Origin of the sequence: Chrysiogenes arsenatis DSM 11915 (assembly GCF_000469585.1) — a bacterium.
Classification (GTDB): Bacteria; Chrysiogenota; Chrysiogenetes; order Chrysiogenales; family Chrysiogenaceae; genus Chrysiogenes; species Chrysiogenes arsenatis.
The window spans coordinates 21,759-46,326 of record NZ_AWNK01000007.1; the positions used below are offsets into that span (position 1 = coordinate 21,759).

Below are 24,568 nucleotides of genomic sequence, written 5' to 3' on the forward strand. Positions count from 1 at the left end.
TATGATGTCGTTATCTCAGCTTCCCATCAGCGCCACTGTCATTACCCTGAACGAGGCGCACAACATCGTTGCCTGTCTGGAAAGCCTCTCGTTTTTGCCGGAGGTTATTGTTGTTGATTCCGGTAGTAGTGACGCAACGGTGTCCCTCTGTCAACAATTCGCGAACGTCCGTTTTTTTCACAACCCGTGGCCGGGCTATGGCGCTCAGAAAAACTATGCTGCCTCGCTCGCTACGCAACCATGGATATTGAATGTTGACGCTGATGAACGGGTAAGCACACCACTGCGCGAGCAGCTTGCTATACTGGATTATTCTGGAACGAATATTGATGTGTATAGCGTGCGACGCGAGAATTATTTTTGCTGCAAGCGCGTTCGTTACAGTGGTTGGTATCCCGATGCGCAGAAACGGCTCTACTTCCGTGCAAGTGCGGCATTTAATGCACGAGAAGTGCATGAGTCGGTTGAAGGAGTATTTCCCGCGTATCCACTAAAGAGCGGACTGATTCATTTTACCTATCGTTCTCTGAGCGACTACTTGCAGCGGATGGATCGCTACTCAACCCTTGCCGCGCGCCAGATGCGCCTTGAGGGTCGTACTGTGCGCTGGAGTGACGTGTATCTACGACCTTTCTTCACCTTTCTGAAAATGTTTTTTTTCAAAAAAGGTTTCCTTGATGGCCGCATGGGATTGACGTTAGCTACCCTCTACGCTATGTACACGTATGCCAAATACCTGAAAGGGAGCAGCCACTTTCCCGATGAACTTTCATAATATCCTGATTATTAAACAGCGCAATATTGGCGATGTCCTCTTGGTAACTCCGGTTATACGTGAACTCCACCGCGTATGGCCGGATGCGCGCATCTCTGTGCTGGTCAACGAGGGAACCGAAGAGATGGTCAAACATCATCCAGCGGTGGAAGAGGTCATTGTCTACCCGCGAAGCCGCTTTGCACGCCTTCCGTTGCTCTCGCGTTTGCTGGCCGAAGCACGCTTTCTTTGGAGCTTACGCCAGCAACGCTATGATTTGGTGGTCGTTACCACCGCCTCTGATCGCGGTATTTTCACCGCTCGCATCAGCGGTGCGCCGCGCCGCATCGGGTATCAAACGGGAAAATGGCTGATGGACGCACTCTTGACTGACCGTGTTGCTGTCGAGCAACACGCGACGCATACCGTCTATTACAACCTCCGTTTACTGGAACCGCTTGGTGTTGTGCCGTACCACACTCGGGTTGATCTCACGATCCCAACGGCCGCAGCGGATATGGCCAAAGAAATTATCCTGCTGAAAGGTTTGAGTAATTTTATCCATGTTCATCCTACGTCGCGTTGGATGTTTAAAACATTGAAACCGGAACTTTGGGGCGAAATTATCCACTATCTGCTTGATAAGCATGAGCTTGCGGTCGTGCTGACCGCCGCCGATGATGAACGCGAACTGGACTATATCAAACGGGTGCTCCGCTGCTTGCCAGAGGAGAACGCGCAAATCGTGAACCTTGCCGGAAAACTCACGTTACTGGAAACCGCTGCTATTTCACGTCTGGCACTAGGATTTGTTGGTGTCGATACCGCGCCGATGCACATGGCCGCCGCAGTGAACACCCCTGTATTTGCTTTCTTTGGGCCGAGCGGTGCTTTTCATTGGGGGCCGTTTGCTAGTGGCGATAAGGCGCCACCCTACTCGAAACGCAATGGGTTACAGCAAAGTGGCCCACACATGATATACCAGCAAGCGCGCCCCTGCATTCCCTGTGGCAAAGACGGCTGTGATGGCAGTAAAGTTTCGCAGTGTCTTCACGAAATCACGCTTGCCGACATTGCGGCGCCGCTTGATCAGTGGCTGTATGTTCAAAAACATCCCGATGGTGCCTTTTGCGCCCTTTGCACACCTGAAACTTCGGAGGAAGAAACTCCATGATGTATGAAATTCGCAAATACCCTGATCCGATTCTCAAACAAATGGCACAACCGGTTACTGAATTTGGTGCACCGCTTCAGGTGCTTATCGCCGATATGTTTGAAACCATGTATGCCCGCAACGGTGTTGGCCTCGCCGCACCGCAGATCGGAATTTCGCGCCAACTCTGCGTGATTGACCCGAATGCTGGTAAAGAGGATGAACCAGCACGCCAGATTGTTTTAATCAATCCGCGCATTATCGAGCGCTCTGGCGAAATTCGTTGCGAAGAGGGGTGTCTCTCTGTGCCAGGTTACTATGCTGAAGTGCAACGCTCGGCGCATATAATCGTCCATTCCGACACTCCTGATGGGGGCGAAATGGATTTGGTTGCCACGGATTTTTTAGCCGTGATCTGTCAGCACGAAATGGATCACCTGACCGGCAACTTGTTTCTTGATAGAATTGGCAGTGTCGAACGCGATCTGATCAAACGAAAGATCAAAAAAGCGGTGCGCGAAGGGAATTACGCATGACACACCCTTTTCGCACTATGCGCGTCGGTTTTATGGGAACCCCAGAGTTCAGTGTTGCGTCACTCCACGCTGTCGCTGATCATTTTACGGTTCCCATTGTCATTACGCAGCCCGACAAACCTGCGGGGCGAAAGCTGCAGCTTACCCCTTCTGCGGTAAAAGTAGCGGCACAATCGCTGAACCTTCCCGTAGTCACTCCCGATAAAATCCGTCGTGATAGCGAGTTGATCGATGAGCTGCGTACGATGAATCTGGACGCGATAGTTGTTGTGGCGTATGGGCAGATTTTGCCGCAAGCCCTGCTCGATATCCCCCGTTTTGGGTGTTATAATATCCACGCTTCGCTTTTGCCAAAGCTGCGCGGAGCGGCTCCTATTCACCGTGCGATTACTGATGGTGAAACGGAAACCGGCATTACTATTATTCGGATGGATGCTGGGCTTGATACGGGTGACATGGTGCTTCGGCGGGGTATACCAATTGGCAACGCCACGACGCCCGAGCTGCACAATCAGTTGAAAACCCTTGGTGCCGAAGCTATCATCAGTGCCTTGTACGCCGTATTTGACGGCAGTGCCGTTTTTACGGCGCAGGATCATGCTGCTCACACATACGCCCGTAAATTAACCAAAGAAGAAGCGCATATCGATTGGACGCAGGACGCTACCGTTCTGGCGAATAAAGTGCGAGGGCTCACCCCTTGGCCAGGGACGGAAACGACGTGGCAAGGAAAACGTCTTAAAGTACTCCGCGCGACCCCTTGTCGCCAATCGGGAGTTCCCGGTACAATAGTGTCGCTGGGCGACTCGGGGCTAGAAGTGGCGTGTGGGAATGGTTCACTGTTACTTGGCGAAGTGCAGCTTGACGGCAAAAAGCCGGTATCTGCTGCCGATTTTATCCGTGGTCACCACATAACCGCAGGAGAGATACTTGGATAATACCAGCGCGGTTGCGCCATTTAGTGGAAAACCGCATTTCAAAATTCTCTTTTCACTCGTTAACGGTGCGTTCTGGGTGGTATCACTTGGGATGGGCTATGTTGCGCTGCGCCTCGGCCATATCAGCTATAAAATGGCGCTCGTCTGGGGCGTCCCTTCATTGCTTTTTGGCATTATGGGGCTTTTGCCGGTTATCTTTTACTTGTTCCTCAAGCTGAATCTTCGCTCGCCACTTTTTACGCTGGCGAATCGGTACTGCATCGGGCTCTATTTTCCTTTTATCCTCTATCTTGGCGAAACCTTCGGCTTCGATAAAATCAGTCTGATTCGTGAGTTGGTGAGCTACAATAATAAATACGTATTCAAAAAATATCGTGGCAAACTTCGCGCTGATCAAATTATCGTGCTCGTTCCCCATTGTTTGCAGGTGCGCGACTGTGACCATCGCGTGACGGTTGATATTGAAAAATGTGCGATGTGCGGACGCTGTCCGATCACGCATTTGGTTGGTATTAGTCATCGCTTTGGTGTGAAGATATTTACCGCCACCGGCGGCACGTTGGCGCGTCGTATTGTGAAAGAAACGAAACCGCGTGCTATCATTGCCGTTGCGTGCGAACGCGACTTATATAGTGGCCTGCGCGATACGTTTCCTTTGCCGGTTATTGGTGTATTTAATGAAACACCAAGCGGTCCTTGCATCGATACGACGGTCAATACGGCGCAAATCAGTATCGCGTTGGAAAGCCTGTTGCAAAGCACCCCGCAATCCAACTCAAAAAACGTTTGACTTCCCCCGCTCAACTCATATATAAAGCTCTCCGTCGCGGGAATAGCTCAGCTGGTAGAGCACAACCTTGCCAAGGTTGGGGTCGCGGGTTCGAGTCCCGTTTCCCGCTCCATCTATTTGTCAGGCGGCATGGCCAAGTGGTAAGGCAGAGGACTGCAAATCCTTTATCCCCAGTTCAAATCTGGGTGCCGCCTCCAAAAACTTTTCTCGTAGATTCATTCTTCATTGAGCCCGGGTGGCGAAATAGGTAGACGCACAGGACTTAAAATCCTGAGAGCTTTACGCTCGTACCGGTTCGATTCCGGTCCCGGGTACCACTTTTAGCCAGTCCGCGTGATTGCATTCTCCTTTTACTTGCCGTATACTTCGACGTTCTTTGAAAATACCCTGTGAGTATTGCACCCTGTGCCTATTCACGCCATTTGATGAAAGATAACGAGGAGAGTCCCATGGCCTTCATTGAAATTGAAAAGTGTCTCGAAAATCCCGATTTTCTGAACAGCCGCTTTATGCTCACGAATCTCGCCGCCAAACGCGCCGCTGATTTGATATTAATGAAAGACCACCCGTTGATTGAAGATTCACGCTTTCGCAAGCCGACAACGTTAGCTCTTGAAGAAGTTATGACCGGAAAAATCACCCTTATCTACCGTGAGTTACAAAAGGTTTAACGTGAACGTTCTTCTTGGCATATCGGGTTCCATCGCGGCGTACAAGGCCGCAGATCTGGCACGTCTTTTTATCAAGCGTGGTGATTCTGTCGTCTGCTGTACCACCCCGAATGCGCTGAATTTCGTTACGCCATTGACACTCGAATCGCTGACGGGAAATGCCGTGTATCGCGATGAATTTGCACTCGATCACGCCAGAGGGGTTGAGCACATCGGTTTAGCGAAATGGTGCGATATCTTTATCATCGCACCAGCGACGGCCAGCCTTATCGCAAAACTTGCCCACGGCATTGCCGACAACCCTGTCGCGACCCTCTATCTGGCCTGTCGCGCACCTATTCTCCTTGCTCCCGCCATGAATACGGCCATGCTTGAACATCGTGCCACGCAACGCAATCTTGCCACGCTGCGTGCCGATGGCGTTACCATTATTGAACCTGCCTGTGGACTTTTAGCGTGCAACGATATTGGCAAAGGGAAATTAGCGGAAGTATCTGATATTTTTGCGGCAGCCCTGCGGTTGACACACCCTGCGCGTCAGCAATATGCAGGGAAAAAAGTGCTCATAACTGCCGGTCCAACCCGTGAGCGGATTGATCCGGTGCGTTACCTCTCGAATTTCTCATCCGGAAAAATGGGTTTTGCCCTCGCACGTGCTTTTGCCAATCGTGGCGCTGATGTTACGCTGATTGCAGGGCCTGTTGCTTTGGCGACGCCGTTTGGTGTGAAGCGCATTGATGTTGAAAGTGCGAGCGAAATGGCGAATGCAGTTTTTGCGCATGCACTTCGATCTGATATTATCATCAAAGCCGCTGCGGTAGCCGACTATCGCCCTGCTTTGGCGGCGCAGCAAAAGTGCAAAAAAGGGACGACTCAGGCGCTGCATACCATTGAACTCACCGAAAATATCGATATCCTCCATACGCTGTGCCAGCAAAAACAGGCGGGGCAGTATATCGTCGGCTTTGCGGCAGAAACGGAAAACCTTCTCGAACATGCCCAGCAAAAATTGCAGCGCAAAGGAGCAGATATGATTGTTGCGAATCAGGTTGGTGGAAGCGCTGCCGTCTTTGGGAGCGACCAGAACGCTATTTCTCTCGTCACTTCCACTGGTGTTATCGCAACGGCGGCGGGCAGTAAAGACGACGTTGCTGAAACGATCGCAGAACAGATACACATATGCCTCACTTTACACCCCAACAAATAGCGTTCACGCTTCTCAGTCGCTACCAGCTCCAAGGAGGAGCTTTTCTGGCGTATTCACATCACCCGAATACATTACGCTTGCCGCTTGCCCCGATGCGTGTAGCGCACACGCCCCCTGCCCCGTCACAGGCTCCAACCCGTTCATATGACCGCGTGCCGCCTATGACTACCAAGCCAGCCGCGCAGACTCCGCCGAAGGAAGCGCATGTGCTCGCAATTCCCGAAAACGACAGTTGGGAGCAACTCGAACGTGATCTTGCTGATTGCCAAGGGTGCAAACTCGCAACACTTGGCCGCAGTTCGATTGTCATAGGTGCGGGGAATCGCCACGCTTCGATTTGCCTCGTCGGGGAGGGGCCGGGATTTGAGGAAGATCGTCAAGGAAAGCCTTTTGTCGGAGCAAGCGGGCAGAAGCTAGATCAAATCATGCGCGCCATCGGATGGCAGCGTGATGAACTGTATATTTGCAATGTGATTAAATGTCGTCCGCCGCAAAACCGTGACCCGCAGTTAGACGAAATGACCGTCTGTGCTCATTTTCTGAAGCGGCAGTTGGCATTGCTGAAGCCCACCATTATTCTTGCGTTAGGGCGGTTTGCGGGAAATTTTTTTTGGGGAACCATGGCTACGCCAAAAACCATGAACCAGATGCGACAAAAAATTCTTTCATACCACAGCGCGAAAGTTATCTGCACCTATCATCCCTCGGCATTACTGCGTAACGAAACGCTCCGTCGTCCGGTTTGGGAAGACGTGCGCGCGCTACATAATCTGCATTCGCAACTCAAGGGCGAAGCACTCAAGTATAACAAAATGTCACTGATCTATCCGGAAGTAAGCGACGCGTAGTACTTGCTTTTTGCGCCCTCTTAGCGTCTCAGCTAATGAGACTTTCTCTTAGAAATCAATTGCTTCTCACGGCTCTTCTGTGCCATTATTCGCTGCTATACACTTTTCAAGAAGTCGTGCTGTGTTTATTATAAACATATTTTGCATTCTGTTTTCTATTTGCGGCTGCGGTCGTGAATGCTAGAAGTTTCATCTGGGGAATGAACATGCTCTCTTCTCTCTTCAAAAAAACTTCCTCACAAAGCCCGACATTGCTGGGAATAGAGATTTCTCCGCAAGGGGTTGCTCTCGCCGAAATTGACCACAGCACAACACCTCATCGTCTGAGTCATTGCCAGTTTCACCCACTTGCCAAAGGGGAAAAAGCAGTTGATGTGCTCGCTAAACATGTCCAACAGCAGGCTCTTCAGCGCCATGCTTGTTCCGTTGTGCTTCACCCATCGCAATACCAGTTGATTTTTGTTGACCGTCCAGAGGAAATCCCGAATGACGAACTGGCTGAAGCGCTTCGCTGGCGGATTAAGGATCTGATTCAAATGCCCGTGAACGAGGCCGTCATTGATTTTGTCTCGCTGCCTGATGATGCGTTTCGCGGCCGCATGCAGATGGTATACGTTGCTATTGCGCAACAGAAATTCATCCACGAAACGATAGAGATGATAAAGAATGTCGGGCTGGAGCTTCGTTATATTGACATAGCGGAAATGGCATTGCGAAACCTTGCTCTTCTCTTACCCGAACAAGAGCGCGGTTTCGGCATTATCCATATGGAAAGTGAAGGGGGCATGATTAACCTGATGGAGCGCGACGCCCTTTACTTGAGTCGCCGTGGCGAAAGCGGACTGCTTTCGCTGAAAAAAAAAGAGGAACCCGCTGCGCCAGAACCCGACTCTGCTTTTCCAGTTTTTGCTACGATGGCCACTGCCAACCCTGCCGACGCCCTACTCCTTGAGCTGCAACGCTCACTTGACTATTACGAAAGTCAGCTTGGCAAGGGGGGAGTCGGTTCCTTGTACTTTACCCCTACCGACAGCGAGATCCCGACACAACACTTGAGCGAGCGGCTTGGACTGCCGGTCAGTGAGCTGAATCTCGGGGACTACCTTCAGATTTCGGATGACTGCCCGAAAGCGCTCCAGCAACAATGTATCCGTGCTATCGGGGCGGCATTGCGCCGGAAGGAACCTTTATGAAGCAGGAAATTAATCTTTACCTTGAACAATTTCGCCCCAAGCCAATCCCATTTCCCGCCAAGCGCGTCTTTGGTATTGCCGCGCTCTGTCTTGTGGTTATCCTCGCCGCTACCGCAGCGCAGTGGTACCACACACAAACACTGGCAACGCAGCAGCAACACTGGCAGGAGCAACGGGCGGCAGCGGAGCAAAAAGTGGCCGAATATACCAAGCTCTATCCAGCGCCCATCACCGATAAAGGTCTGGCTGGCCGCATCAACATGATGGGCAACACGACGATCTATCAGGAACGCCTTCTGGCGGAACTCGAAATAGCACGAGATCATCAATCGCGATTTTCTCAAAAACTCGCCGCGATAGCGCGCCAAACAGTGCCGAACGTCTGGCTCACGAATATCTACTTCTACGACGCCGGCGTGCAATTGGCATTGCAAGGGAAAACGTCGCAAACCAGCCAGCCGCCCGTACTGTTGAGCGCGTTATCACGCGAAGCGGTGTTACAGGGATATCGTTTTGACAACTTTCGCATGCAGCAAGATGAAACGAATCCCAAAGTCACTCTCTTTCGCGTTGGCACACCGCGTACCTCTTCGCTGACGACCGTCGCCGCGCCCGAAATTCCAGCCATACCACAGTTGGGAGTTCGACCATGAAGCGACCAGCGTTCCTTACCACGATTGCCGAAAAAGTTAACACGAAGCTTGACGCGCTGAACCAAAGAACCTCGCGTGAACGGGCAATGGTGTTGATTCTTCTCTTACTCATCATATTGCTCGGGTGGACATTCCTTGCATCGAAACCGATGACACAAAAAATGGTGAAATATCGTCAGGATATTTCACGACTTCAGAGCGATGCCCAACGGCTTGAACAGCAGGCAGAGCTGATTTTTCTGACCGCTCAGAGCGATCCCGATGCCCCCATGCGTGCCGACCTTTCGCAGTTACAGCAAAAGTCGCTCGAACTCAACCAAAAGATTCGTGAAGCCATGAGCTTTATGGTGGAACCAACGACCATGGCGAACCTTTTGCATGATCTCTTGCGACAGCAGCAAGGACTGAAGCTGATACGACTGGAAAGCATACCCGCCACGCCATTCCATCCGGCAGAACAGGAAGTTGCTGCCGATGCGCTGCGCGCCTACCGCCATGGTATTCGTATTGAAGTGGAAGGAGCCTACTTTGATCTCCTTACGTACCTGCAAACAGTGGAAGCGCTTCCGTGGTATTTTTTCTGGGAAATATTGGAGTACCAAGTGATCACTCACCCGAACGCTCGTATTTATCTTGAAGTGTATACCATCGGTACCGAACAGAAATGGATTGGTGTCTAAATGAGGCAACATCCAGTACTCTATCTCCTCATTTTTGTGCTGTTCGTAACCGTAAGTTATGGTTCAGTGCTGCTCGACCCAACGGAGCCACCCAAGGAATTCAAAGAGAGGCATTTTCCAGTGCTCAGTAGTGGTGACACGATCGAAGGCGATAATGCCGAACCTGTTGCTCCAGCTCAACGCGTCGGATTTGTTTTTTTCGGACATACTACCGTGGCACTTATTGACGGAGTACGCTACCGCGTTGGCGATGTATATAACGAAAGCCGCATTCAAGACATTACCAAATCACAGATTATTTTGTTTGACCAAGGGGGACAACGATGGGTCTTAGACGTTCAAAAATGAAAATTGCTTGTGTCTGTATAGTGCTTGCTATCGTCACGGCCGGATGCGGTGCCTACCGTCCGGGCGGCGCTCCAGCGCAATTGCCAGCGGAACAACGCGGCACCATGCCGACATTGCTCAACTCCTTTGCCCAAACAGAACCAGCAGTACCACCAGCAGTTACGGAACTTCCGCCGTTAGTCATCCCGTCGCCGTACCAAGTCGTATCGCCGTTTGAAGGGGCGCCACCCGTTTCGATGAAAGTTTTTGACGCTCCCTTGCAGATGATTCTGACCACAATCACCGAAGATGCTGGATTTAATGTCGTCTATCATCGTGGTGTGCCGCAGGAGGCACCGATTTCCGTCTCGCTCGAAGAGGTTGATCTCGAAGAAGCCCTTGATATTATTATGGAACTCAGCGGTTGTTACTACAAATTGAACGGCCACACCATTCATGTCCATCACTATGAAACGCGCAGCTTTACCATTCCCTACCTGAAAACCCGTACCGGTTCGACCTCGCAACTTGGGGGCGATGTGCTTGGCGGAAGCGGTGCGGAAGCCGGTTCCCAAGGTACCCAGTATAAGGGAGAATTTTCCTTGACCTACAATAACCCTGAAGAAATGAACGATTTTTACCTGCACATTCAGAACAATATCCAGAGTTTACTATCGGATACCGAGGAAGGACGTTTTGTGATGAACCGCTTTAGTGGCGTGGTCACTGTTACGGATAAGCGCGAAAACGTCAACCGAATTGCCAAAATGATCGAACAGGTTCTCGAACACTCCATGAAGCAAGTGCTGATCGAGGCACAAATTTTTGAGGTTATACTCAATGACAGCCATGCGCTCGGTATCGATTGGGAGCATATCTTTACTATAGGTGGTGGAACTACTTCGATAAAACAGTTAACTAGCACGGATATTTTTGGTGCGCTAGGTGGAAGTGTCGCTACGGGGGTAGTTCAGTATACACGGAATAATTTTGTGGGAATGCTTCAGCTTATGCGCAACGCGGGAGATATTGAGACTCTTTCAAATCCGCGCATCCGAGTTATGAATAGTCAAACGGCTCTGATTTCTTCTGGAAAAATTACTCCCTTCTGGTCAAAAGAAATCAGTTATGATGGGGAGGGCGATGCGAGAGTGACTCTCGAAACATTTACTCGTCGTGATGTCCTTGCTGGTCTTTCTATGGGTGTTACACCCGTTATTTCACAAGATGGTACGATCTTACTTAACATTATACCTGTGGCCACGAATTTCGAAAGGGTTGATGAACAGTATGATGCGCAAAACAATTTGATTGTTTCCGCCCCTGTCATCAACATGAAAGAGGCGGGTACCATTATCCGCGTACGCGATAACGATATGGTCGTCATTGGTGGACTTATCTCGACAAATACCCGAAAAGAAGCACAAGAGGTCAGTGGACTCGCATCGCTGCCGCTGCTCGGTCATCTGTTCCGTGGCACTCGCGACGTGCAAGAGCGGCGTGAGCTGGTTATTTTCCTCAGAATTCGCTCCGTGGAGTTGTAAACGATGAACAAAAAAACTCTTCTCCCTATGTTAGCCATGTTGGCCGCCGCTACTGTAAGTTACGCAGGTAATACCACTTCCATACGTGGTATGAGCACCGCCGAATATCTGAACATGCGTACAGGGCCAGGTCCATCGTATCCCATCAGTGCCGTACTGACGAAAGCGCAAGAGGTCACTGTACACGAAAGCGTTCAAAGCCAGACAGGCTATCAGTGGTATCGCGTTACGGTGAACGAGCGCGAAGGGTATGTGTATGGTGCCCACCTGAAAGTGGAAAACATGATACCGTCTACCGCCCGAAAAGCCGAAACGGTAGCACCCGTGGCCGTGGCTCCCACGCCGCTACCAACTGCTGTGCCACAACGTACTCTCACACCACGCCAGCGGATGCAGTTGATCGCCCAAGCCGATCGACTCTTTCAGGCAGGGCGCTATCACGAAAGCTTAGCGGTGCACGAAGACATTGCCGCGCACATGCAACCGACTCGGCAATTGCTGATTAACCGCGCTTACTTATACGGTAAGCTCTCTATGGAAGCACAGGCACACACCTTTATTGCCGAAAATAAAACGAAAGCCATTTCCCTTGCCTATGCTTATGGTGTCGGGCATCTGGAAGAAAACCGCCCGGCCGACCAATTGCGCGACTTTCTGCTCGCCTATCTCACGCACGATCATCAAAGTTCCTTGACGTTCCTTCTCGGTGTACTCCACGAACGGCAAGGCGACCACGCCGCCGCGCTCAACTGGTACGCACAAGCCAACCAGCGCCACCCCAATAATGCACACTATAGCTATGCCCTTGCGCGGATGCAGGAACTGGCTGGTAAAGCTGAAGAAGCACGCCAACACTACCGCGTCGTTACCCGCTCCAGCGATCAACAACTCGTGCGCTACGCGCAACAGCGGTTAGAGCACATTACCTTTCAGGGAGCATGGTAATGTCAGGCCCCAGTCGTAAAATTCGTATTGGGGATATGCTGATCGAAGCTGGCTTGCTCTCGCAAGAACAGCTTATGCAAGCGCTTGACGAACAAAAAAAATCGGGAAAAAAACTTGGCCGCGTCCTGATTGATAGCGGCATGGTGCAAGAAGAAGCCTTTCTGCGCCTTCTCGCCGAAAAAGCCCATCTCCCGTTTGTAGAGCTGAAACACTACAAATTCAAAGAAGAGCAGTCGCAGAAAATGCCTGAAACACTGGCACGGCGCTATCGCAGCATTATTCTGACCGAGCGCCCCGATGGGATCCTTGTCGGGATGGCTGACCCGATGGATATCTTTGCGATTGACGAAATGCAACGTGTGCTGCGCCGCCCCGTTTTTCCCGCCGTCGTACGCGAATCGGAACTAAACACCGCTCTCAATACCATTTACCGTAACCAAGAAGACATTGTTTCGATAGCCGAAGAGCTGGAAAGCGAACTCAAAGGTACCACCGACTTTGACCTCAGCGGCATTATGAGCAGTGGCAAAAATAAATCGTCAGAACTTCTGGTGGCGCGACTGCTGCAATCCATTCTGGAAGACGCCATTCAAGCCAAAGCCTCGGATATCCACATTGAACCGGACGAAAACATCCTGCGCATCCGCCACCGTATCGACGGTCATCTGCGCGAAAAAACTATGAAAAAGCAACGGATAGACGCCGCCCTTGTCATGCGTCTCAAAATTCTTTCCAACCTTGATATCTCGGAAAAGCGGATACCGCAAGATGGCCGCTTTAACATCAAAATAAAAGATCACGTGGTTGATGTGCGGGTTTCCACCCTTCCCAGCCAATACGGTGAAACCGTGGTGTTGCGACTGCTCGACCAATCGCAAGGGATATTACGGCTCGAAAAAATTGGTATGCAAGATGCTATGTTGGAACGCTTCCGTAACCTTATCCGCCGTCCCCACGGCATGATCCTTGTGACCGGCCCGACCGGCAGTGGGAAAACCACCACCCTTTATGGTGCCATCAATGAGCTGAACACTCCGGAAGTCAAGATTATCACAGCTGAAGACCCGGTAGAATATCGCCTTCCGCGTATTACTCAATGTCAGATCAATACGAAGGTTGGCCTTACCTTTGCCAAAGTCTTGCGTTCCTCACTCCGACAAGATCCCGATATTATTTTTGTCGGGGAAATGCGCGACCAAGAAACCGCCGAAATCGGCTTGCGCGCCGCCTTGACCGGTCACTTGGTGCTTTCTACGCTGCATACAAACGATGCCGTGAGTACGGCGATGCGCCTGATCGACATGGGTGCAGAACCCTTTTTAGTTGCGACTGCGCTGCGTGGTATTTTGGCACAACGGCTTATCCGCCGTATTTGTGAGAACTGCAAACAACCCCATCAACTGGAAAAACGTGAAAAATTATGGGTGGAATATCTGACAGGGAAACCGTTCGACGAAAATGCTCGGTTTTTCCGGGGGCGTGGCTGCGAATACTGCAATAACACGGGCTACAGTGGCCGTATGGGTGTGTACGAGTTGCTTGAAATCAACGAAGTGCTTATGGATGCGCTGCGCAGTGAAGATGCTACTGCTTTTGGCAAAGCCGCAAAAAGCGACCCGCACTATCGGCCATTGGCACTGAGCGCCCTTGATGCCGCCAGCGAAGGGAAAACATCGCTGGACGAAGTATTTAAAATTTCTGCGTCACTTGACGATCGACCAGAAAAACTGGAGTTAGCCGTTGAAACGGAACCGACTCCGCCACCACTGGTGCTGGCACCAAATATTTCTGCCATGAGTCTCGATAAAGGGATATAAGCCATGCCAAGCTTTCAGTATAAAGGGCGCGATGCCAGCGGTAAACCAGTAAGCGGTGTGATGGATGCCAATAATGCCGACGATATCGCTAGCGACCTCTTTGCGCAGGGGATCACTCCGATTACCATTACTCCCGCCAAAGGAGGCGGTAGCGGAGCGCAACGCGCCATGAAAGATGACGCCGACTCCAAAGAGTCATTCTGGCAGAAACTGAATCAGCAACCTATCAGCTCTGACGATATCTTAATGTTTTGCCGTCAAATGTATGCGCTGATCAAAGCTGGTGTACCGCTGATGCGCACCCTGCATGGATTGGCTGACGCCTCCCCGAATAAAAGCATGCAGAAAGTTCTGGCAGACATTGCCAATCAGCTTGAATCAGGTATGTCGCTTTCGGCTTGCCTGCAAAGTCATCCAAAGATTTTCCCGCCAATCACTGTCAATATGGTGTACATCGGCGAAAATACCGGGCAACTCGACCGTGCTTTTTTGCAAATCGCCGCCTTTTTAGAAATGGATAAAACCAATAAAAAACGGATTAAACAGGCAACCCGCTACCCGACTATTATTTGTACCGCCATGTTTTTAGCACTGACCGTTATTAACGTCTTTGTTATCCCCGCGTTTACGTCAGTATTTGCCAAACTTGGAAGCGACCTCCCCCTTGCCACCCGCTTTTTGATCGGCATGTCAGGGTTGTTTACCAATTACTGGTGGGCGATGATTATTACCGTGGTTGTATCCGTCATCGCCTATCGATCCTACAAGCGAACACCAAGCGGCGCATTTAATGTTGACCGCTACAGCCTGAAGATGCCGCTGATCGGCAAAATTACGGAACTCATTATCCTTTCGCGTTTCTGCCGTACGCTGGCCATGATGCTCAGTTCCGGCGTCCCTGCCTTGCAGGCTCTTTCCGCCGTCGCCCGCTCGTTGGGGAACCTCTATATTGCGCAGTCCGTCGACGACATGCGGATGAGTATTGAAGGGGGCGAATCGCTCTCACGGAGCGCCGCCGCTACCGGACGCTTTTCGCCAATGGTATTGCAAATGCTGGCGGTAGGCGAAGAAACCGGTGCAACTGATACCATGCTGATCGAAACCGCCGATTTTTATGACCAACAAATTGAGTACGACCTCAAACGGCTCTCCGACGCGTTAGAACCGATTCTGCTTGTGTTTATGGGAGTGCTCGTGCTTATACTGGCGCTTGGCATATTTATGCCAATGTGGAGTATGGGCAGCGCGATGAAGTAACTCCAATAATGAGGGTGAAATGCAATTGAATGTAGAAATTCCCAGTCATTTTCCAGATGCCGTGCAATGTACCCCTGAACAATTTATGCAAGAAGCCAAGTTCGCTATGGCAGCCAAGTTATACGAAATAGGGCGACTTTCTTCAGGTATGGCTGCTGTTTTGGCAGGGGTGAGCCGGGTGCAGTTTCTGCTTGAGCTCAGTCGTTATGGCGTGCCTGTTATCGACCTTACAGAAAACGAGCTCTCTGATGATGTCAATAATGCCTGAGAATCGGGAAATTGTTATCGGAATCACTTGCTCTATCTTCTGAAACTTTACCGAAAAACTGACTCGCACGTTGTGTGCGAAATGTCTTACGCTAATTTAAAAGGTGCTATGAGCGTTGCGACTCACACCCGTCATCTCGAACGGAGTGAGAGATCTAGATTTCTCGCTTCGTTCGAAATGACAAGAGTTCGTATCCATTTATACACCAAAGGCGGTTTACCGCTCAAAAGCATACAATGCATAAAAAGGAATCCACAGTGCGCTCCAGAAAAGCCTTTACCATGCTGGAACTGGTTGTTGTGATTGTCATTCTTGGCATCCTTGCCGGTAGTGCAACTATGCTCTGGCCGGGGCGTGATCTAGAAGTTGGCGCCTATTCCGAGCGGCTCGTCAGCGATATCCGGTATGTGCAATTGCGTACCATGACCTGTGAAACCTGCAGCGAAGGGGCATTTGTTATCAGTGGTAATAGTTACGCGTTTACGCTTGATGGCGTTGCCGAATCCTTTGCCGATGGCGACACCACACGTAATCTAGGCAGCAAAGGTTTTGTTTTGTCTGGTAGTAATATCATTTTTGATAATGAATTTGGTGTTCCCAACATTGTAACTCACGCCACCATGATCCTTTCCGGAACCACCATTTGTATTTACGCACAAACTGGCCATGCTGAGGTGGGTGCATGCGAGTAACCAAAGGTTTTTCGCTGATTGAAATGATAGTATTTATTGTGGTAATCGGCATCGCCGCCACGGGATTGCTTGGTGTGTTCGCACCAGTGTTGCTGGGCGCCCCTACCAGTGGTGATATTTTGCGCCGCACCTACCTTGCTATGGAACGTGTCGAGCTGATGTATGCCTATGCCAGACAGGATAGTTTCGATGAATGGTGTGCGACTGGCGGTGCACCGTGTTCTAGCACTGCGTACACAGTTACCCACCTGATTGATTCTGGCGACTATCTCGGGAGCAACCCCGTGTACCACATCACGGTGAATGTTTCAGACGGGGTCGATGCTATGAACTTTGTATTTGAAAACGTCTACCTTGTCAGCGAGTAACAGTATGAAAAATGCTCGTGGCTTTACTTTTCTCGAACTGATCTTGACTCTTACCATCATGGGGATACTTTTTGCAGCGTCAGCACCACTGGTAAGCAGCAGTCTTGACGCCTACCTAACCGCACGGGACATGAGTGCTGATTTAATCGAAGTAAACCTTGCGATGGAGCGGATGAGCCGTGAAATTCGTGACGCACAGGCTATCCACAGCGGGAGTACTGCAACACAAATTGGCTTTACCCGTAGCGATGGCATCAGTGCCTGTTTTGCTGCCGACAATAACCGCATTGTCCGTTATACTGACGATGAATGTACCGCCAACGCAACGCCGCTGACGGGTGCAATGTTAGTCAATGGAGCGACTCCGTTTCAGTATTTTTCAGTTTCAGGGTCGTGTACGGCGCTTGTGAGCGCAGCTAGTATCAGTAATGATACGCATATTGTAACGATAACGCTTGATGGAACAAATACCGGCGCACCATTTCGTACCTCCGTGTACGTTCGTAAAGACGATAATTCATGTATGAACTAACCGATACAGGCGAGGGGAACTCTATGCGTGCCCTGAAAAGTAAGAACCAACGTGGATCACTGTTAATTATCGCGATCTTTTTGATAACCGTTGTTGCTGCAATGGGGATAGCCGTGACGTCGCTATTTTCCAATACCAGCCGTGGTGGCTTTGATACAGACCGTTCAACGCAAGGTATGAGCTATAACCGCTATGGCGCGCTCGATAATCCCGGTGTTATTAGTCCCGAAGAATCGAACTATGCCTACGATGCGACGGCTCCCGTAGCACCGGGCGACGCGCCAATTTCCCCGAGTGATCCGAGTGTAGTTGCGTTTACAGATCAGCTCTGGAATTTCAAAGGTGGTGGCGACAACCATGCCGCCCTGAGTGATGATGGGACAACTGTTGCCTTTGGTGCAGCCGGTACTTCTTCAAACCATACGACGAAAGAAGCCTTGACACTTTGTAATGTTGATGGGCAACAAGTGTTCCTAGGCTTTGCTTGGGAAGTGAAAATTAAAGAAAAAGGCAATGGCAAGAAAATACCAAAACTTAGTTTAACGATTGAAGTCACGGGGACTGATGCTAACCTGCCTAAGTCATTTACTATTGCTGATCAAGAAGATGGAGCGAGTGGCACTTTTTCTGAAAGCCTTGGGGTATTTAACCCTGCGAATGCTGGGGTGAATGTCTCTATCTCTGTAACAGGCGAGGATGCGGGTGGCGTCAAAGATAACGATTTCATAGTGAAAAACCTCTTCATCGGCCCTACGGGTGGATGCAGCGAAGGTGCCACCATGATTCAAACCATTACCGACATTGAAGGCAATGTCTCGCTGATTGTCGGTGATACCGAAGAGAGCAACCAAACCTACAGCGCCGTTGCCGCTTGCGCATGGATTGACCGCCCCTTTCTTGTCGGACGTAGTGCATACGACCAGTTCCGTGCCTTTTTCCGTTTTCAAATCTACCGAGGCGATGTCACCGAGGGGGGCTTCACTCTCACCTTGCTCCCGCAAAATCAATCAATTCAGAATAATGATGGTTCCCACATTTGCGGCAGTGCCGGAACCAACGGCCAAAACCTTGGCTATCTTGGCCTTGCCGATAGTACCGAAGGGAAAATCGCCATCGAATTTGATTTGCACTCTTTGGGTAACAACGACCCTGCGGGGAATCACGTAGCACTTTTGGTTGGCAACAGTGTAACGCACGGGAGCGGCGCGACGCCAGCTTGCGCGAGTAGCAATGGCACGGACTGTCTGATCGGTAATACGGCTTGGCTAGAAACAGAAACTACTAACATTCCGGATGAATATAGCGCCCGTGTGGAGCTGCTTCGCGAAACTGGGTGCAGTCATAACGGCACTACAGGCGATGCGCGCATTACGGTAGCGGTGTGTAGCCCAGGGGGAACGTGTCAGGCCAGTGACTCGGTGTTCTCTAATCTGCGCATCCCCTATAGCGGTGGCAATACCGGTGTCACACAGTTTAGCCGCTGCTTGACATTGCCCAGCGGTGCCGATTTTTCTGCCGTAAGGCCGGGCTTTACCGTTGGGTTTGGTCAGGAGTCTTTTGCGCTCGTGATCAGTGAAATGAAGCTTACTCCACCCGCCCACACGGTCAGCCATTGGCCGTTCAATCCAAATAATCGTGGCAGCGGTACGGCGGTCAGTGCGACTTTCAGCGACGATGTTCCAACTATCGAAACTGGGGAATCACTGGCGGGAGGCTATTTTCAGCTTGATAATTCTGGGTTGCTCACTATTGATACCGACGACTTTACCCTGATGGCGTGGGTGAAGCTTCCTGCGAGTAATTCCACACAACGGGTATTACTGGGCAAAGGGGGAATTGATGATCCCGGTTATTCGCTGTATCTGGACACACAAGATTATGTTGTGTTTCAGGTTCGTGCGAGTGACGGCATTGTCCGCTCTATTCGGTCGCAACGTCCGCTTACTACGGGGCAATGGGAGCACGTGGCGGCTGTGCTGGAGCGGGATGCAAGTACGACGTGGCAGATGCGGCTTTACCATAACGCTGAACGACAAGCGTTGGGAGTGCGGGTAAACCAAAATGTTGATTTGCTCAGCAAAAGCCTTGCTGGCGCATCAATTTTTGCAATTGGCGGGTATCATAATGGAGTCACAACGGCGTACGCGGCCTTCCCAGGTCTTTTGATTGATGAGGTTTGGTTTTATCCGGACATAGTTCTGACCGACGGAAATATTATTAACCGCTACAATACCCAGCAATAACGGATCGGGAGCGAGGAAATGAAGTTCAAACATCAAAGCGGTTCACTCTTGGTGGTGGCGATTTTTTTGATTGTGGTGGTTGCTGCGCTGGGAATTGCTATCACTTCTGTTTTTACAAATACCAGTAAAGGCGGAGTCGATACACTGAGTGCAACGCTGGATCAGGTGAAGAAGCGCTATCCCGCATTTCCGGATAGTGAAATTCCGAATGTGCCAGGTGAGGAAGAGCCACCGCCATCACCAATTGGTGGGCCGACGCTGCAACTGACGCAGGGGAAGTCTTCGGGAACTTTCACTATTACAAGTAGTAATAAAATAAATGGCAATGCCGCAGGGCACGATATTGTAACGAATGGATCGGGTGTAGAGATAACAGGGGGCATAACGGCAACAGGGAAAGTAACTCTCGGGAGTGCAACCAAGATTGGTAAAAACATATGTGCTATCGGCTTGGTAGATATGAATAATGGCGCGGTAGTTGGGGGCGACATTCATTCACATGGTTCGTCAGTTACGGTTGGATCAAGTTCTGCAACGGTCAAGGGTAATATATATTCTGCTGGCAATGTGACTTTAGGGTCTAATGTGCAACTCGAAGAAGGCACTGACATTCATGCCGCTGGGAATGTGACGCTCGCGAGTGGAGTAATTCTGGTTGGCTCTATTTACGCGGGTGGTAGTGTTGAGTTTAAATCATCAAATGTTCGTGTTACTGGTGATGTGCATGCAAACGGTGGTGGGGTAACTTTTGGCTGGAATACAGCCATTATTGGCGACGTGGTAGCTAACGGGGTTATCTCAAATACTTCATCAAGCATTACGGGTGATGCCTTTGCCGCACAGAGTATAGGATCTAATGTGAATGTCAGCGGCACTAAGCACCCCAATACACCACCATCATCACTACCCCTTATTGCTCCAACTCCACCAGAAGCATGCCCTGAAATGTGCATACCCGAACACGCAACTTTCACTGCAGGAGGAAGCAATTATCCCGCACAATGGCAAACAGATAGAACGCTTACAGAGGGTAGCTATGGAGATGTAGGGGTCGGTGGAGAAAGCAAGCTTTATCTTAGCGCTGGTAACTATTGGTTTAATAGAATAAATGCTAATAATAACTTAGCATCAATGTACCTCGACATTTCTAGCGGTGACATCAATATTTTCGTTGTTAATGATGCAGTATTTGGTAGCTCGTTTAATGTATTTGTTAAGGTGGACAATGATTCAGAGTATGAAAAGATAGTGGATGCAGGTCGCCATATTAAGGCATCCCTAGCACCTTATGCTGAACGGGTATATATGGAGACTCATGGAAATGTCACATTTAATAATGAAAATAGTTGGTTTGGGACAATTTTTAGTAAGGGAAATATTAGGTTTGGTAATGAAAATAGACTTGTCGGGGCGTACATTTCATCGGAGGGGACAGTAACAACTTGGAACGGTATGCAGGTTCATTTCGTTCCATCAAATTACGGTTCTGAAAACTGGACATTCACCTGTAGTTCGCAAGGAGAAGGTGGAAATGGTGGTGAGTCGGGTGGTTCTGTCGCAGCACTTCAGCTTTTGCTGGATACCCAAGAGTTTACCGGCACAAATCAGATTGTCTTTGAGCCTGCAGCAAAGGGTGATCTTGATACACTTGACGATATGACGCTGGCGCTGTGGCTATCCCCTACGAGTTTTGGTCAGGTGCAGGCAGTTGTTTCTAAAGGAGGCATGGACGGAGAAGTTGGGTATACGCTCTTGATTGACAGTGAAGGGTATCTTGTTTTCCAAGTGCAGACGCCAGCGTTCGTACGCTCGATTCGGTCTGATATTCCACTGTCCGCTGGACAGTGGCACCACGTGGCAGCAGTGCTTGATCGAAATACTGTTGACACAGTAATTCCCTTTCAAATGCGCCTTTACGTCAATAAAGTCATTCAAAATGGCCTGAAAGTGCACTCGGATAGTACCGTGACGAGTGCAAGCCTTTCCAATAGTTTGCTTTTGACTGTGGGAGCACATAATGCCAGCCCGAGCGTGTACGCCCACTACTTTATTGGTCAATTAGGCAATGGTGCACTGTATCCGCAAGTGTTGACCAACAGCAACATCGCGTATTTGTATGAGTCGCAGAAAATTGGCTACGAATAATTCTTTGCGCAGAAAAAGGGGCATTGCACGCCTTAAACGCCTATGATAACATCTCAAGCTAATAACAAACGCGAGGCACTCGCGGTTTGGTTCGTGAAGCGCCAGAGACCGGAAGGCGTGGTGAAGGCTTCGCGGAGAAAATAGAATGAGGAGGAGATTCTCAATGAAACAGCAAATGGAAGAGTTGAAGAACAAGAAACGTCAAAAGGGTTTTACGCTGATTGAATTGATCATGGTTATTGTGATCTTGGGTATTTTGGCGGCTGTGGCTGTACCACAGTTTGTGGACTTAGGAAGTGATGCAAAAACATCAGTTCTCGAAGGTACAGCGGCTGCAATGAAATCAACTAACAGTATGATTCATGCTAAAGCTCGTGTTCAAAGTAAAATGGCTGCAACAGGCGATACGGTAGAGGTTAATAGTTCTACAATTAGTCTAGCATACGGCTATGCAAGTAATGCTGGAGAACTCGCAAAAGCTATGGATCTTTCAGGTTTAGACACTAACGAAGCTTGGATTGGCTACGCAACTCCAGCCGATTGCAGAGTCAATTATACTGCTGCGGCATCAGCGGGCGCAGTGCCGACCGTAACGGTAGTATCAACGGGTTGCAACTAAAGTCTTGTAACATTTTTGGATTTTTTAAGGCAGACCAATTGGTCTGCCTTTTTACATGGCCATTCGCAGATTTCGCCAAGAAATGCCACCACACAAGTAGCAGTAACAGGACACCCATTTTAAACAAAAGGGCGATTACCCAGGATCGCCCCGACAAAAGAGCAAACAAAATGGCATCACGTTTCAGTTAGGTATCGTAAAATCCTTTGAATTTCCCGTAGGGGCAGACCAATGTGTCTGCCCCTTTTTTCATATGGCCATCCACCGGTTTCTCTGAGGGGTGCTGGCTGAAAAGGGCGATCACATTGGATTGCCTCTACGAAATATCAAACAAAATGGCACCACTGAAAACCATTTCCTTACATTCTCTTCAGGAAAAGCTCAAACAATGGATCTTGCAAATAGTAGCAATGCTGTTTCATGTCAATTACATCTTTTGCCACTAACCCTTCTACCGCTTTTTTGAGTGATGAGCTTGTGAAGTTGAACGTCTCCATTTTCTCTTTTTGGTAAATATTTTCTCCGCCAAAATGGATCAAAAATTTCAACGCTTTTTTTTGCTGTTGACTGAGGCGATTCCATTCGTTCAGGAATAGATCTTCCTCTTTCTCTAAAAGAGCTGTTACTGCTTCAGCGACACTGTCATCCGCGACATGTTTCTCCACGCCATTAAAAAGCTCGCTTGCGATTTGTTGTGTGTAGTATGGAAATCCTTTTGATACGGCTAGAATGGCATCGATATGCGCTGGCGCTATTGTTTTTTTATGAGTTGCAAAACCTTCCTGAATATAGCTCTGCCAGTGTTGAGCTTCTATGGCATTGATTGGTAGGTGTTTGACTGATTTATGAAAGGGTTTTGTACTATTGAAAAAAAGATTCGTCATGATAGACTTTTTACTCCCTAAAAACAGGTACGAAACGAGGTCTTCATGATGTTGGAGCACTGATCTGAGTTTGTCTTCAATGCCCAGATTGACCACTTCTTGAAACTCGTCAAATATCACCACTACTCTTTTCTTGTGGTGTTTTGCGTACAGATAGGGGAGTTCGAGCACTTCTTTGAGAACAATTTTGTTCTCGCTGTGTAAAAAGTTGAGCTTGAAAGATGGTGCGCCGTTGATGTCAAAATTGACAGAAATGTTTGGCGTTATTTTTAGGATTTTCTTAAAAAAATCGACGACTTTATCTGCGGTGGTGTTAAGGCTTTTTGCTATGGCATTGAAGTATTCATTGATGAACTCATGCTCATCTACAATGCTCATAAAGTCTAAAAATATATACTGATAATCGGTCTGCTTCAGTGTATGCAGTACAAGAGATGTTTTGCCAAATCTTCTTGGAGCATAGAGGAGTAGGTTTAATCCTGAGTCGAGATCGGCTTTCAGCTCATTTATTTCGATGGTTCTATTGCAGAAATGTAGTTTGCCAACGGTGCCGCCGTAGTGAAAGGGTTTTCGTATCACGCTAGCCTCGATTTTTTATACTCATAGGTATTATACTTGGAGGTATATATGTGAGGCGTGTTTTTTAATCAAGAGAAATTTGATGTTTTCCGATATTCGTAGGGGCAGACCTATGTGTCTGCCCTTTCGTTCCTAGTGCGGCTTGAGTTCAACAACTTCCTCTGGACTGGCCGCATCAATCACATTCCCAAGATACCGTTGCAATGCGTCGAAGTCTGACTGTTCAATACGTGCATCCACTTTACGCGGAACCTTACCGAATTTACGACCAATGAGCGTACGCAAGGTATTGCGGCTTCCTTCCAGCAGCCCGACTAATCGCCCTTGCTGTATTCCTTGCTGCATCCCCTGTTGCATCCCCTGTTGCATCCCCTGTTGTACTCCGCGTTGTACCCATTGTTCTGCTATTGTCGGCATATCAGTACCCCCAATTCTTTTGATAGTTTCTATGAACGCTTCCGGTTCGACTTCTTTACTGGTTACCACGTATTCAAAAATAAACAGGCGGCTTTGTTCGTCAAGTTGCATCACGCCCCGCGAGTTGGCATTCCACCACTAGGTCGAGGTGAAAACGGCGGTATTTTTTGGTTAGATGTTCCCGATCTTTCAGGATAATAGTGTTGATATCTATGTGCGCTACAATTTCGTGTGGCAAAAAGCCACGAATAAAATCACGCAGATTTTTTGGGTCGCTCATCAGCCTTTTAAAAAAGTGATCATGTGGATTGTGTGTGGGGTTGTGCTGGTTCATGACAAAGGAGTATAGAGGGGGAACGCTCTCTCTGACAACCGGAAAAGAAATATGCACTGCTTTTGCCAAGGGGTGCAGATTGCAAGAGGGCGATCACACAGGATCGCCCCTACAAAAAAATCCTTCGGCTTTCCTGTAAGGGCAGACTTCTGCGTCTGCCCTTTGTCGCGCCAA

At 49.4% G+C, this 24,568-nt stretch carries 26 protein-coding genes and 3 tRNA genes; 26 read left to right on the forward strand and 3 right to left on the reverse strand.

What is annotated here, in order from left to right:
* Positions 1–4: 4 nt before the first annotated feature.
* The 26 genes from P304_RS0105595 (at position 5) to P304_RS17520 (ending at position 22,180) form a co-directional block, all read left to right on the forward strand.
* On the forward strand, positions 5–775 hold the full coding sequence (locus P304_RS0105595; RefSeq protein WP_034764419.1) for a glycosyltransferase family 2 protein: 771 nt from the start codon (positions 5–7) through the stop codon (positions 773–775).
* Positions 762–1,928: a putative lipopolysaccharide heptosyltransferase III gene (gene rfaQ / locus P304_RS14265; protein WP_051321451.1), complete on the forward strand. Its 1,167-nt coding sequence runs from the start codon at positions 762–764 to the stop codon at positions 1,926–1,928. Before P304_RS0105595 ends, rfaQ begins: the two co-directional genes overlap by 14 nt.
* On the forward strand, positions 1,925–2,443 hold the full coding sequence (def, locus tag P304_RS0105605) for a peptide deformylase (protein ID WP_027389733.1): 519 nt from the start codon (positions 1,925–1,927) through the stop codon (positions 2,441–2,443). The genes rfaQ and def overlap by 4 nt, the downstream gene beginning before the upstream one ends.
* Positions 2,440–3,381 carry a methionyl-tRNA formyltransferase gene (fmt, locus tag P304_RS0105610; RefSeq protein ID WP_201766924.1) on the forward strand — a complete coding sequence of 314 codons (942 nt, stop codon included), beginning with the start codon at positions 2,440–2,442 and terminating at the stop codon, positions 3,379–3,381. The genes def and fmt overlap by 4 nt, the downstream gene beginning before the upstream one ends.
* Positions 3,374–4,171 (forward strand): DUF116 domain-containing protein, encoded by a 798-nt coding sequence (locus tag P304_RS16070; RefSeq protein ID WP_051321452.1) that lies wholly within the window; start codon positions 3,374–3,376, stop codon positions 4,169–4,171. Before fmt ends, P304_RS16070 begins: the two co-directional genes overlap by 8 nt.
* Positions 4,172–4,207: 36 nt before the next feature.
* Positions 4,208–4,283: transfer RNA gene (locus P304_RS0105620), tRNA-Gly, on the forward strand.
* Positions 4,284–4,294: 11 nt separating this feature from the next.
* A tRNA-Cys gene (locus P304_RS0105625) sits at positions 4,295–4,368 on the forward strand.
* Positions 4,369–4,400: 32 nt separating this feature from the next.
* Positions 4,401–4,488, forward strand: a tRNA-Leu gene (locus P304_RS0105630).
* Between the two features lie 132 nt (positions 4,489–4,620).
* On the forward strand, positions 4,621–4,842 hold the full coding sequence (gene rpoZ / locus P304_RS0105635) for a DNA-directed RNA polymerase subunit omega (RefSeq protein ID WP_027389735.1): 222 nt from the start codon (positions 4,621–4,623) through the stop codon (positions 4,840–4,842).
* 1 nt (position 4,843) lies between these two features.
* Positions 4,844–6,049 carry a bifunctional phosphopantothenoylcysteine decarboxylase/phosphopantothenate--cysteine ligase CoaBC gene (gene coaBC, locus P304_RS0105640; protein ID WP_034764423.1) on the forward strand — a complete coding sequence of 402 codons (1,206 nt, stop codon included), beginning with the start codon at positions 4,844–4,846 and terminating at the stop codon, positions 6,047–6,049.
* 92 nt (positions 6,050–6,141) lie between these two features.
* Entirely contained in the window at positions 6,142–6,897 is a 756-nt protein-coding gene (locus P304_RS14275; RefSeq protein WP_236613309.1) for a uracil-DNA glycosylase, read from the forward strand.
* A 206-nt stretch (positions 6,898–7,103) separates the two neighbouring features.
* Positions 7,104–8,090 (forward strand): type IV pilus biogenesis protein PilM, encoded by a 987-nt coding sequence (locus P304_RS0105650; RefSeq protein WP_027389737.1) that lies wholly within the window; start codon positions 7,104–7,106, stop codon positions 8,088–8,090.
* Positions 8,087–8,743 carry a hypothetical protein gene (locus tag P304_RS0105655; protein ID WP_027389738.1) on the forward strand — a complete coding sequence of 219 codons (657 nt, stop codon included), beginning with the start codon at positions 8,087–8,089 and terminating at the stop codon, positions 8,741–8,743. The genes P304_RS0105650 and P304_RS0105655 overlap by 4 nt, the downstream gene beginning before the upstream one ends.
* Entirely contained in the window at positions 8,740–9,423 is a 684-nt protein-coding gene (locus P304_RS0105660) for a hypothetical protein (RefSeq protein ID WP_027389739.1), read from the forward strand. The genes P304_RS0105655 and P304_RS0105660 overlap by 4 nt, the downstream gene beginning before the upstream one ends.
* Positions 9,424–9,771 (forward strand): hypothetical protein, encoded by a 348-nt coding sequence (locus P304_RS16895; protein WP_027389740.1) that lies wholly within the window; start codon positions 9,424–9,426, stop codon positions 9,769–9,771.
* Positions 9,747–11,294: a hypothetical protein gene (locus P304_RS0105670; protein WP_084417562.1), complete on the forward strand. Its 1,548-nt coding sequence runs from the start codon at positions 9,747–9,749 to the stop codon at positions 11,292–11,294. Before P304_RS16895 ends, P304_RS0105670 begins: the two co-directional genes overlap by 25 nt.
* A 3-nt stretch (positions 11,295–11,297) precedes the next feature.
* The gene (locus tag P304_RS0105675; RefSeq protein WP_027389742.1) at positions 11,298–12,239 is read left to right on the forward strand and encodes an SH3 domain-containing protein; all 942 of its coding nucleotides are present in this window, start codon (positions 11,298–11,300) and stop codon (positions 12,237–12,239) included.
* On the forward strand, positions 12,239–14,056 hold the full coding sequence (locus tag P304_RS14280) for a GspE/PulE family protein (protein ID WP_034764425.1): 1,818 nt from the start codon (positions 12,239–12,241) through the stop codon (positions 14,054–14,056). Before P304_RS0105675 ends, P304_RS14280 begins: the two co-directional genes overlap by 1 nt.
* A 3-nt stretch (positions 14,057–14,059) precedes the next feature.
* Positions 14,060–15,313, forward strand: a complete 1,254-nt coding sequence (locus P304_RS0105685) for a type II secretion system F family protein (RefSeq protein ID WP_027389743.1) — start codon at positions 14,060–14,062, stop codon at positions 15,311–15,313.
* 19 nt (positions 15,314–15,332) lie between these two features.
* Positions 15,333–15,581 (forward strand): UPF0175 family protein, encoded by a 249-nt coding sequence (locus P304_RS0105690; RefSeq protein ID WP_027389744.1) that lies wholly within the window; start codon positions 15,333–15,335, stop codon positions 15,579–15,581.
* Between the two features lie 257 nt (positions 15,582–15,838).
* On the forward strand, positions 15,839–16,273 hold the full coding sequence (locus P304_RS0105695; protein ID WP_027389745.1) for a type II secretion system protein: 435 nt from the start codon (positions 15,839–15,841) through the stop codon (positions 16,271–16,273).
* On the forward strand, positions 16,264–16,641 hold the full coding sequence (locus P304_RS0105700) for a type IV pilus modification PilV family protein (protein WP_027389746.1): 378 nt from the start codon (positions 16,264–16,266) through the stop codon (positions 16,639–16,641). The genes P304_RS0105695 and P304_RS0105700 overlap by 10 nt, the downstream gene beginning before the upstream one ends.
* A gap of 4 nt (positions 16,642–16,645) precedes the next feature.
* On the forward strand, positions 16,646–17,173 hold the full coding sequence (locus tag P304_RS0105705; RefSeq protein WP_027389747.1) for a PulJ/GspJ family protein: 528 nt from the start codon (positions 16,646–16,648) through the stop codon (positions 17,171–17,173).
* Positions 17,174–17,196: 23 nt separating this feature from the next.
* Complete coding sequence (locus P304_RS0105710; RefSeq protein WP_027389748.1) at positions 17,197–19,416, forward strand: LamG-like jellyroll fold domain-containing protein; 2,220 nt, start codon at positions 17,197–17,199, stop codon at positions 19,414–19,416.
* An 18-nt stretch (positions 19,417–19,434) separates the two neighbouring features.
* On the forward strand, positions 19,435–21,561 hold the full coding sequence (locus P304_RS0105715) for a LamG-like jellyroll fold domain-containing protein (RefSeq protein WP_027389749.1): 2,127 nt from the start codon (positions 19,435–19,437) through the stop codon (positions 21,559–21,561).
* Between the two features lie 163 nt (positions 21,562–21,724).
* Positions 21,725–22,180 (forward strand): prepilin-type N-terminal cleavage/methylation domain-containing protein, encoded by a 456-nt coding sequence (locus tag P304_RS17520; RefSeq protein WP_330216751.1) that lies wholly within the window; start codon positions 21,725–21,727, stop codon positions 22,178–22,180.
* 359 nt (positions 22,181–22,539) lie between these two features.
* On the opposite strand, the gene P304_RS0105725 is transcribed toward P304_RS17520, so the two are convergent.
* The 3 genes from P304_RS0105725 to P304_RS16595 form a co-directional block, all read right to left on the reverse strand.
* Entirely contained in the window at positions 22,540–23,643 is a 1,104-nt protein-coding gene (locus tag P304_RS0105725; protein ID WP_027389751.1) for an AAA family ATPase, read from the reverse strand.
* A gap of 132 nt (positions 23,644–23,775) precedes the next feature.
* Positions 23,776–24,171 (reverse strand): hypothetical protein, encoded by a 396-nt coding sequence (locus tag P304_RS0105730; RefSeq protein WP_027389752.1) that lies wholly within the window; start codon positions 24,169–24,171, stop codon positions 23,776–23,778.
* On the reverse strand, positions 24,161–24,394 hold the full coding sequence (locus P304_RS16595) for an Rpn family recombination-promoting nuclease/putative transposase (RefSeq protein WP_084417566.1): 234 nt from the start codon (positions 24,392–24,394) through the stop codon (positions 24,161–24,163). The genes P304_RS0105730 and P304_RS16595 overlap by 11 nt, the downstream gene beginning before the upstream one ends.
* Positions 24,395–24,568 lie beyond the last annotated feature (174 nt).

What these genes read in the sequence shown, in the direction of transcription:
- P304_RS0105690 (WP_027389744.1), top strand. Translation starts at nt 15,333, where the DNA reads ATGCAATTGAATGTAGAAATTCCCAGTCATTTTCCAGATGCCGTGCAA.
- P304_RS0105700 (WP_027389746.1), top strand. Translation starts at nt 16,264, where the DNA reads ATGCGAGTAACCAAAGGTTTTTCGCTGATTGAAATGATAGTATTTATT.
- P304_RS14280 (WP_034764425.1), top strand. Translation starts at nt 12,239, where the DNA reads ATGTCAGGCCCCAGTCGTAAAATTCGTATTGGGGATATGCTGATCGAA.
- P304_RS0105650 (WP_027389737.1), top strand. Translation starts at nt 7,104, where the DNA reads ATGCTCTCTTCTCTCTTCAAAAAAACTTCCTCACAAAGCCCGACATTG.
- P304_RS17520 (WP_330216751.1), top strand. Translation starts at nt 21,725, where the DNA reads ATGAAACAGCAAATGGAAGAGTTGAAGAACAAGAAACGTCAAAAGGGT.
- P304_RS16895 (WP_027389740.1), top strand. Translation starts at nt 9,424, where the DNA reads ATGAGGCAACATCCAGTACTCTATCTCCTCATTTTTGTGCTGTTCGTA.
- P304_RS0105675 (WP_027389742.1), top strand. Translation starts at nt 11,298, where the DNA reads ATGAACAAAAAAACTCTTCTCCCTATGTTAGCCATGTTGGCCGCCGCT.
- P304_RS0105685 (WP_027389743.1), top strand. Translation starts at nt 14,060, where the DNA reads ATGCCAAGCTTTCAGTATAAAGGGCGCGATGCCAGCGGTAAACCAGTA.
- P304_RS0105670 (WP_084417562.1), top strand. Translation starts at nt 9,747, where the DNA reads ATGGGTCTTAGACGTTCAAAAATGAAAATTGCTTGTGTCTGTATAGTG.
- fmt (WP_201766924.1), top strand. Translation starts at nt 2,440, where the DNA reads ATGACACACCCTTTTCGCACTATGCGCGTCGGTTTTATGGGAACCCCA.
- P304_RS0105660 (WP_027389739.1), top strand. Translation starts at nt 8,740, where the DNA reads ATGAAGCGACCAGCGTTCCTTACCACGATTGCCGAAAAAGTTAACACG.
- P304_RS0105730 (WP_027389752.1), bottom strand. Translation starts at nt 24,171, where the DNA reads ATGCAACTTGACGAACAAAGCCGCCTGTTTATTTTTGAATACGTGGTA.
- P304_RS14275 (WP_236613309.1), top strand. Translation starts at nt 6,142, where the DNA reads ATGCGTGTAGCGCACACGCCCCCTGCCCCGTCACAGGCTCCAACCCGT.
- rpoZ (WP_027389735.1), top strand. Translation starts at nt 4,621, where the DNA reads ATGGCCTTCATTGAAATTGAAAAGTGTCTCGAAAATCCCGATTTTCTG.
- P304_RS16595 (WP_084417566.1), bottom strand. Translation starts at nt 24,394, where the DNA reads ATGAACCAGCACAACCCCACACACAATCCACATGATCACTTTTTTAAA.
- def (WP_027389733.1), top strand. Translation starts at nt 1,925, where the DNA reads ATGATGTATGAAATTCGCAAATACCCTGATCCGATTCTCAAACAAATG.
- P304_RS0105595 (WP_034764419.1), top strand. Translation starts at nt 5, where the DNA reads ATGTCGTTATCTCAGCTTCCCATCAGCGCCACTGTCATTACCCTGAAC.
- P304_RS0105710 (WP_027389748.1), top strand. Translation starts at nt 17,197, where the DNA reads ATGCGTGCCCTGAAAAGTAAGAACCAACGTGGATCACTGTTAATTATC.
- P304_RS0105705 (WP_027389747.1), top strand. Translation starts at nt 16,646, where the DNA reads ATGAAAAATGCTCGTGGCTTTACTTTTCTCGAACTGATCTTGACTCTT.
- P304_RS0105655 (WP_027389738.1), top strand. Translation starts at nt 8,087, where the DNA reads ATGAAGCAGGAAATTAATCTTTACCTTGAACAATTTCGCCCCAAGCCA.
- P304_RS0105715 (WP_027389749.1), top strand. Translation starts at nt 19,435, where the DNA reads ATGAAGTTCAAACATCAAAGCGGTTCACTCTTGGTGGTGGCGATTTTT.
- rfaQ (WP_051321451.1), top strand. Translation starts at nt 762, where the DNA reads ATGAACTTTCATAATATCCTGATTATTAAACAGCGCAATATTGGCGAT.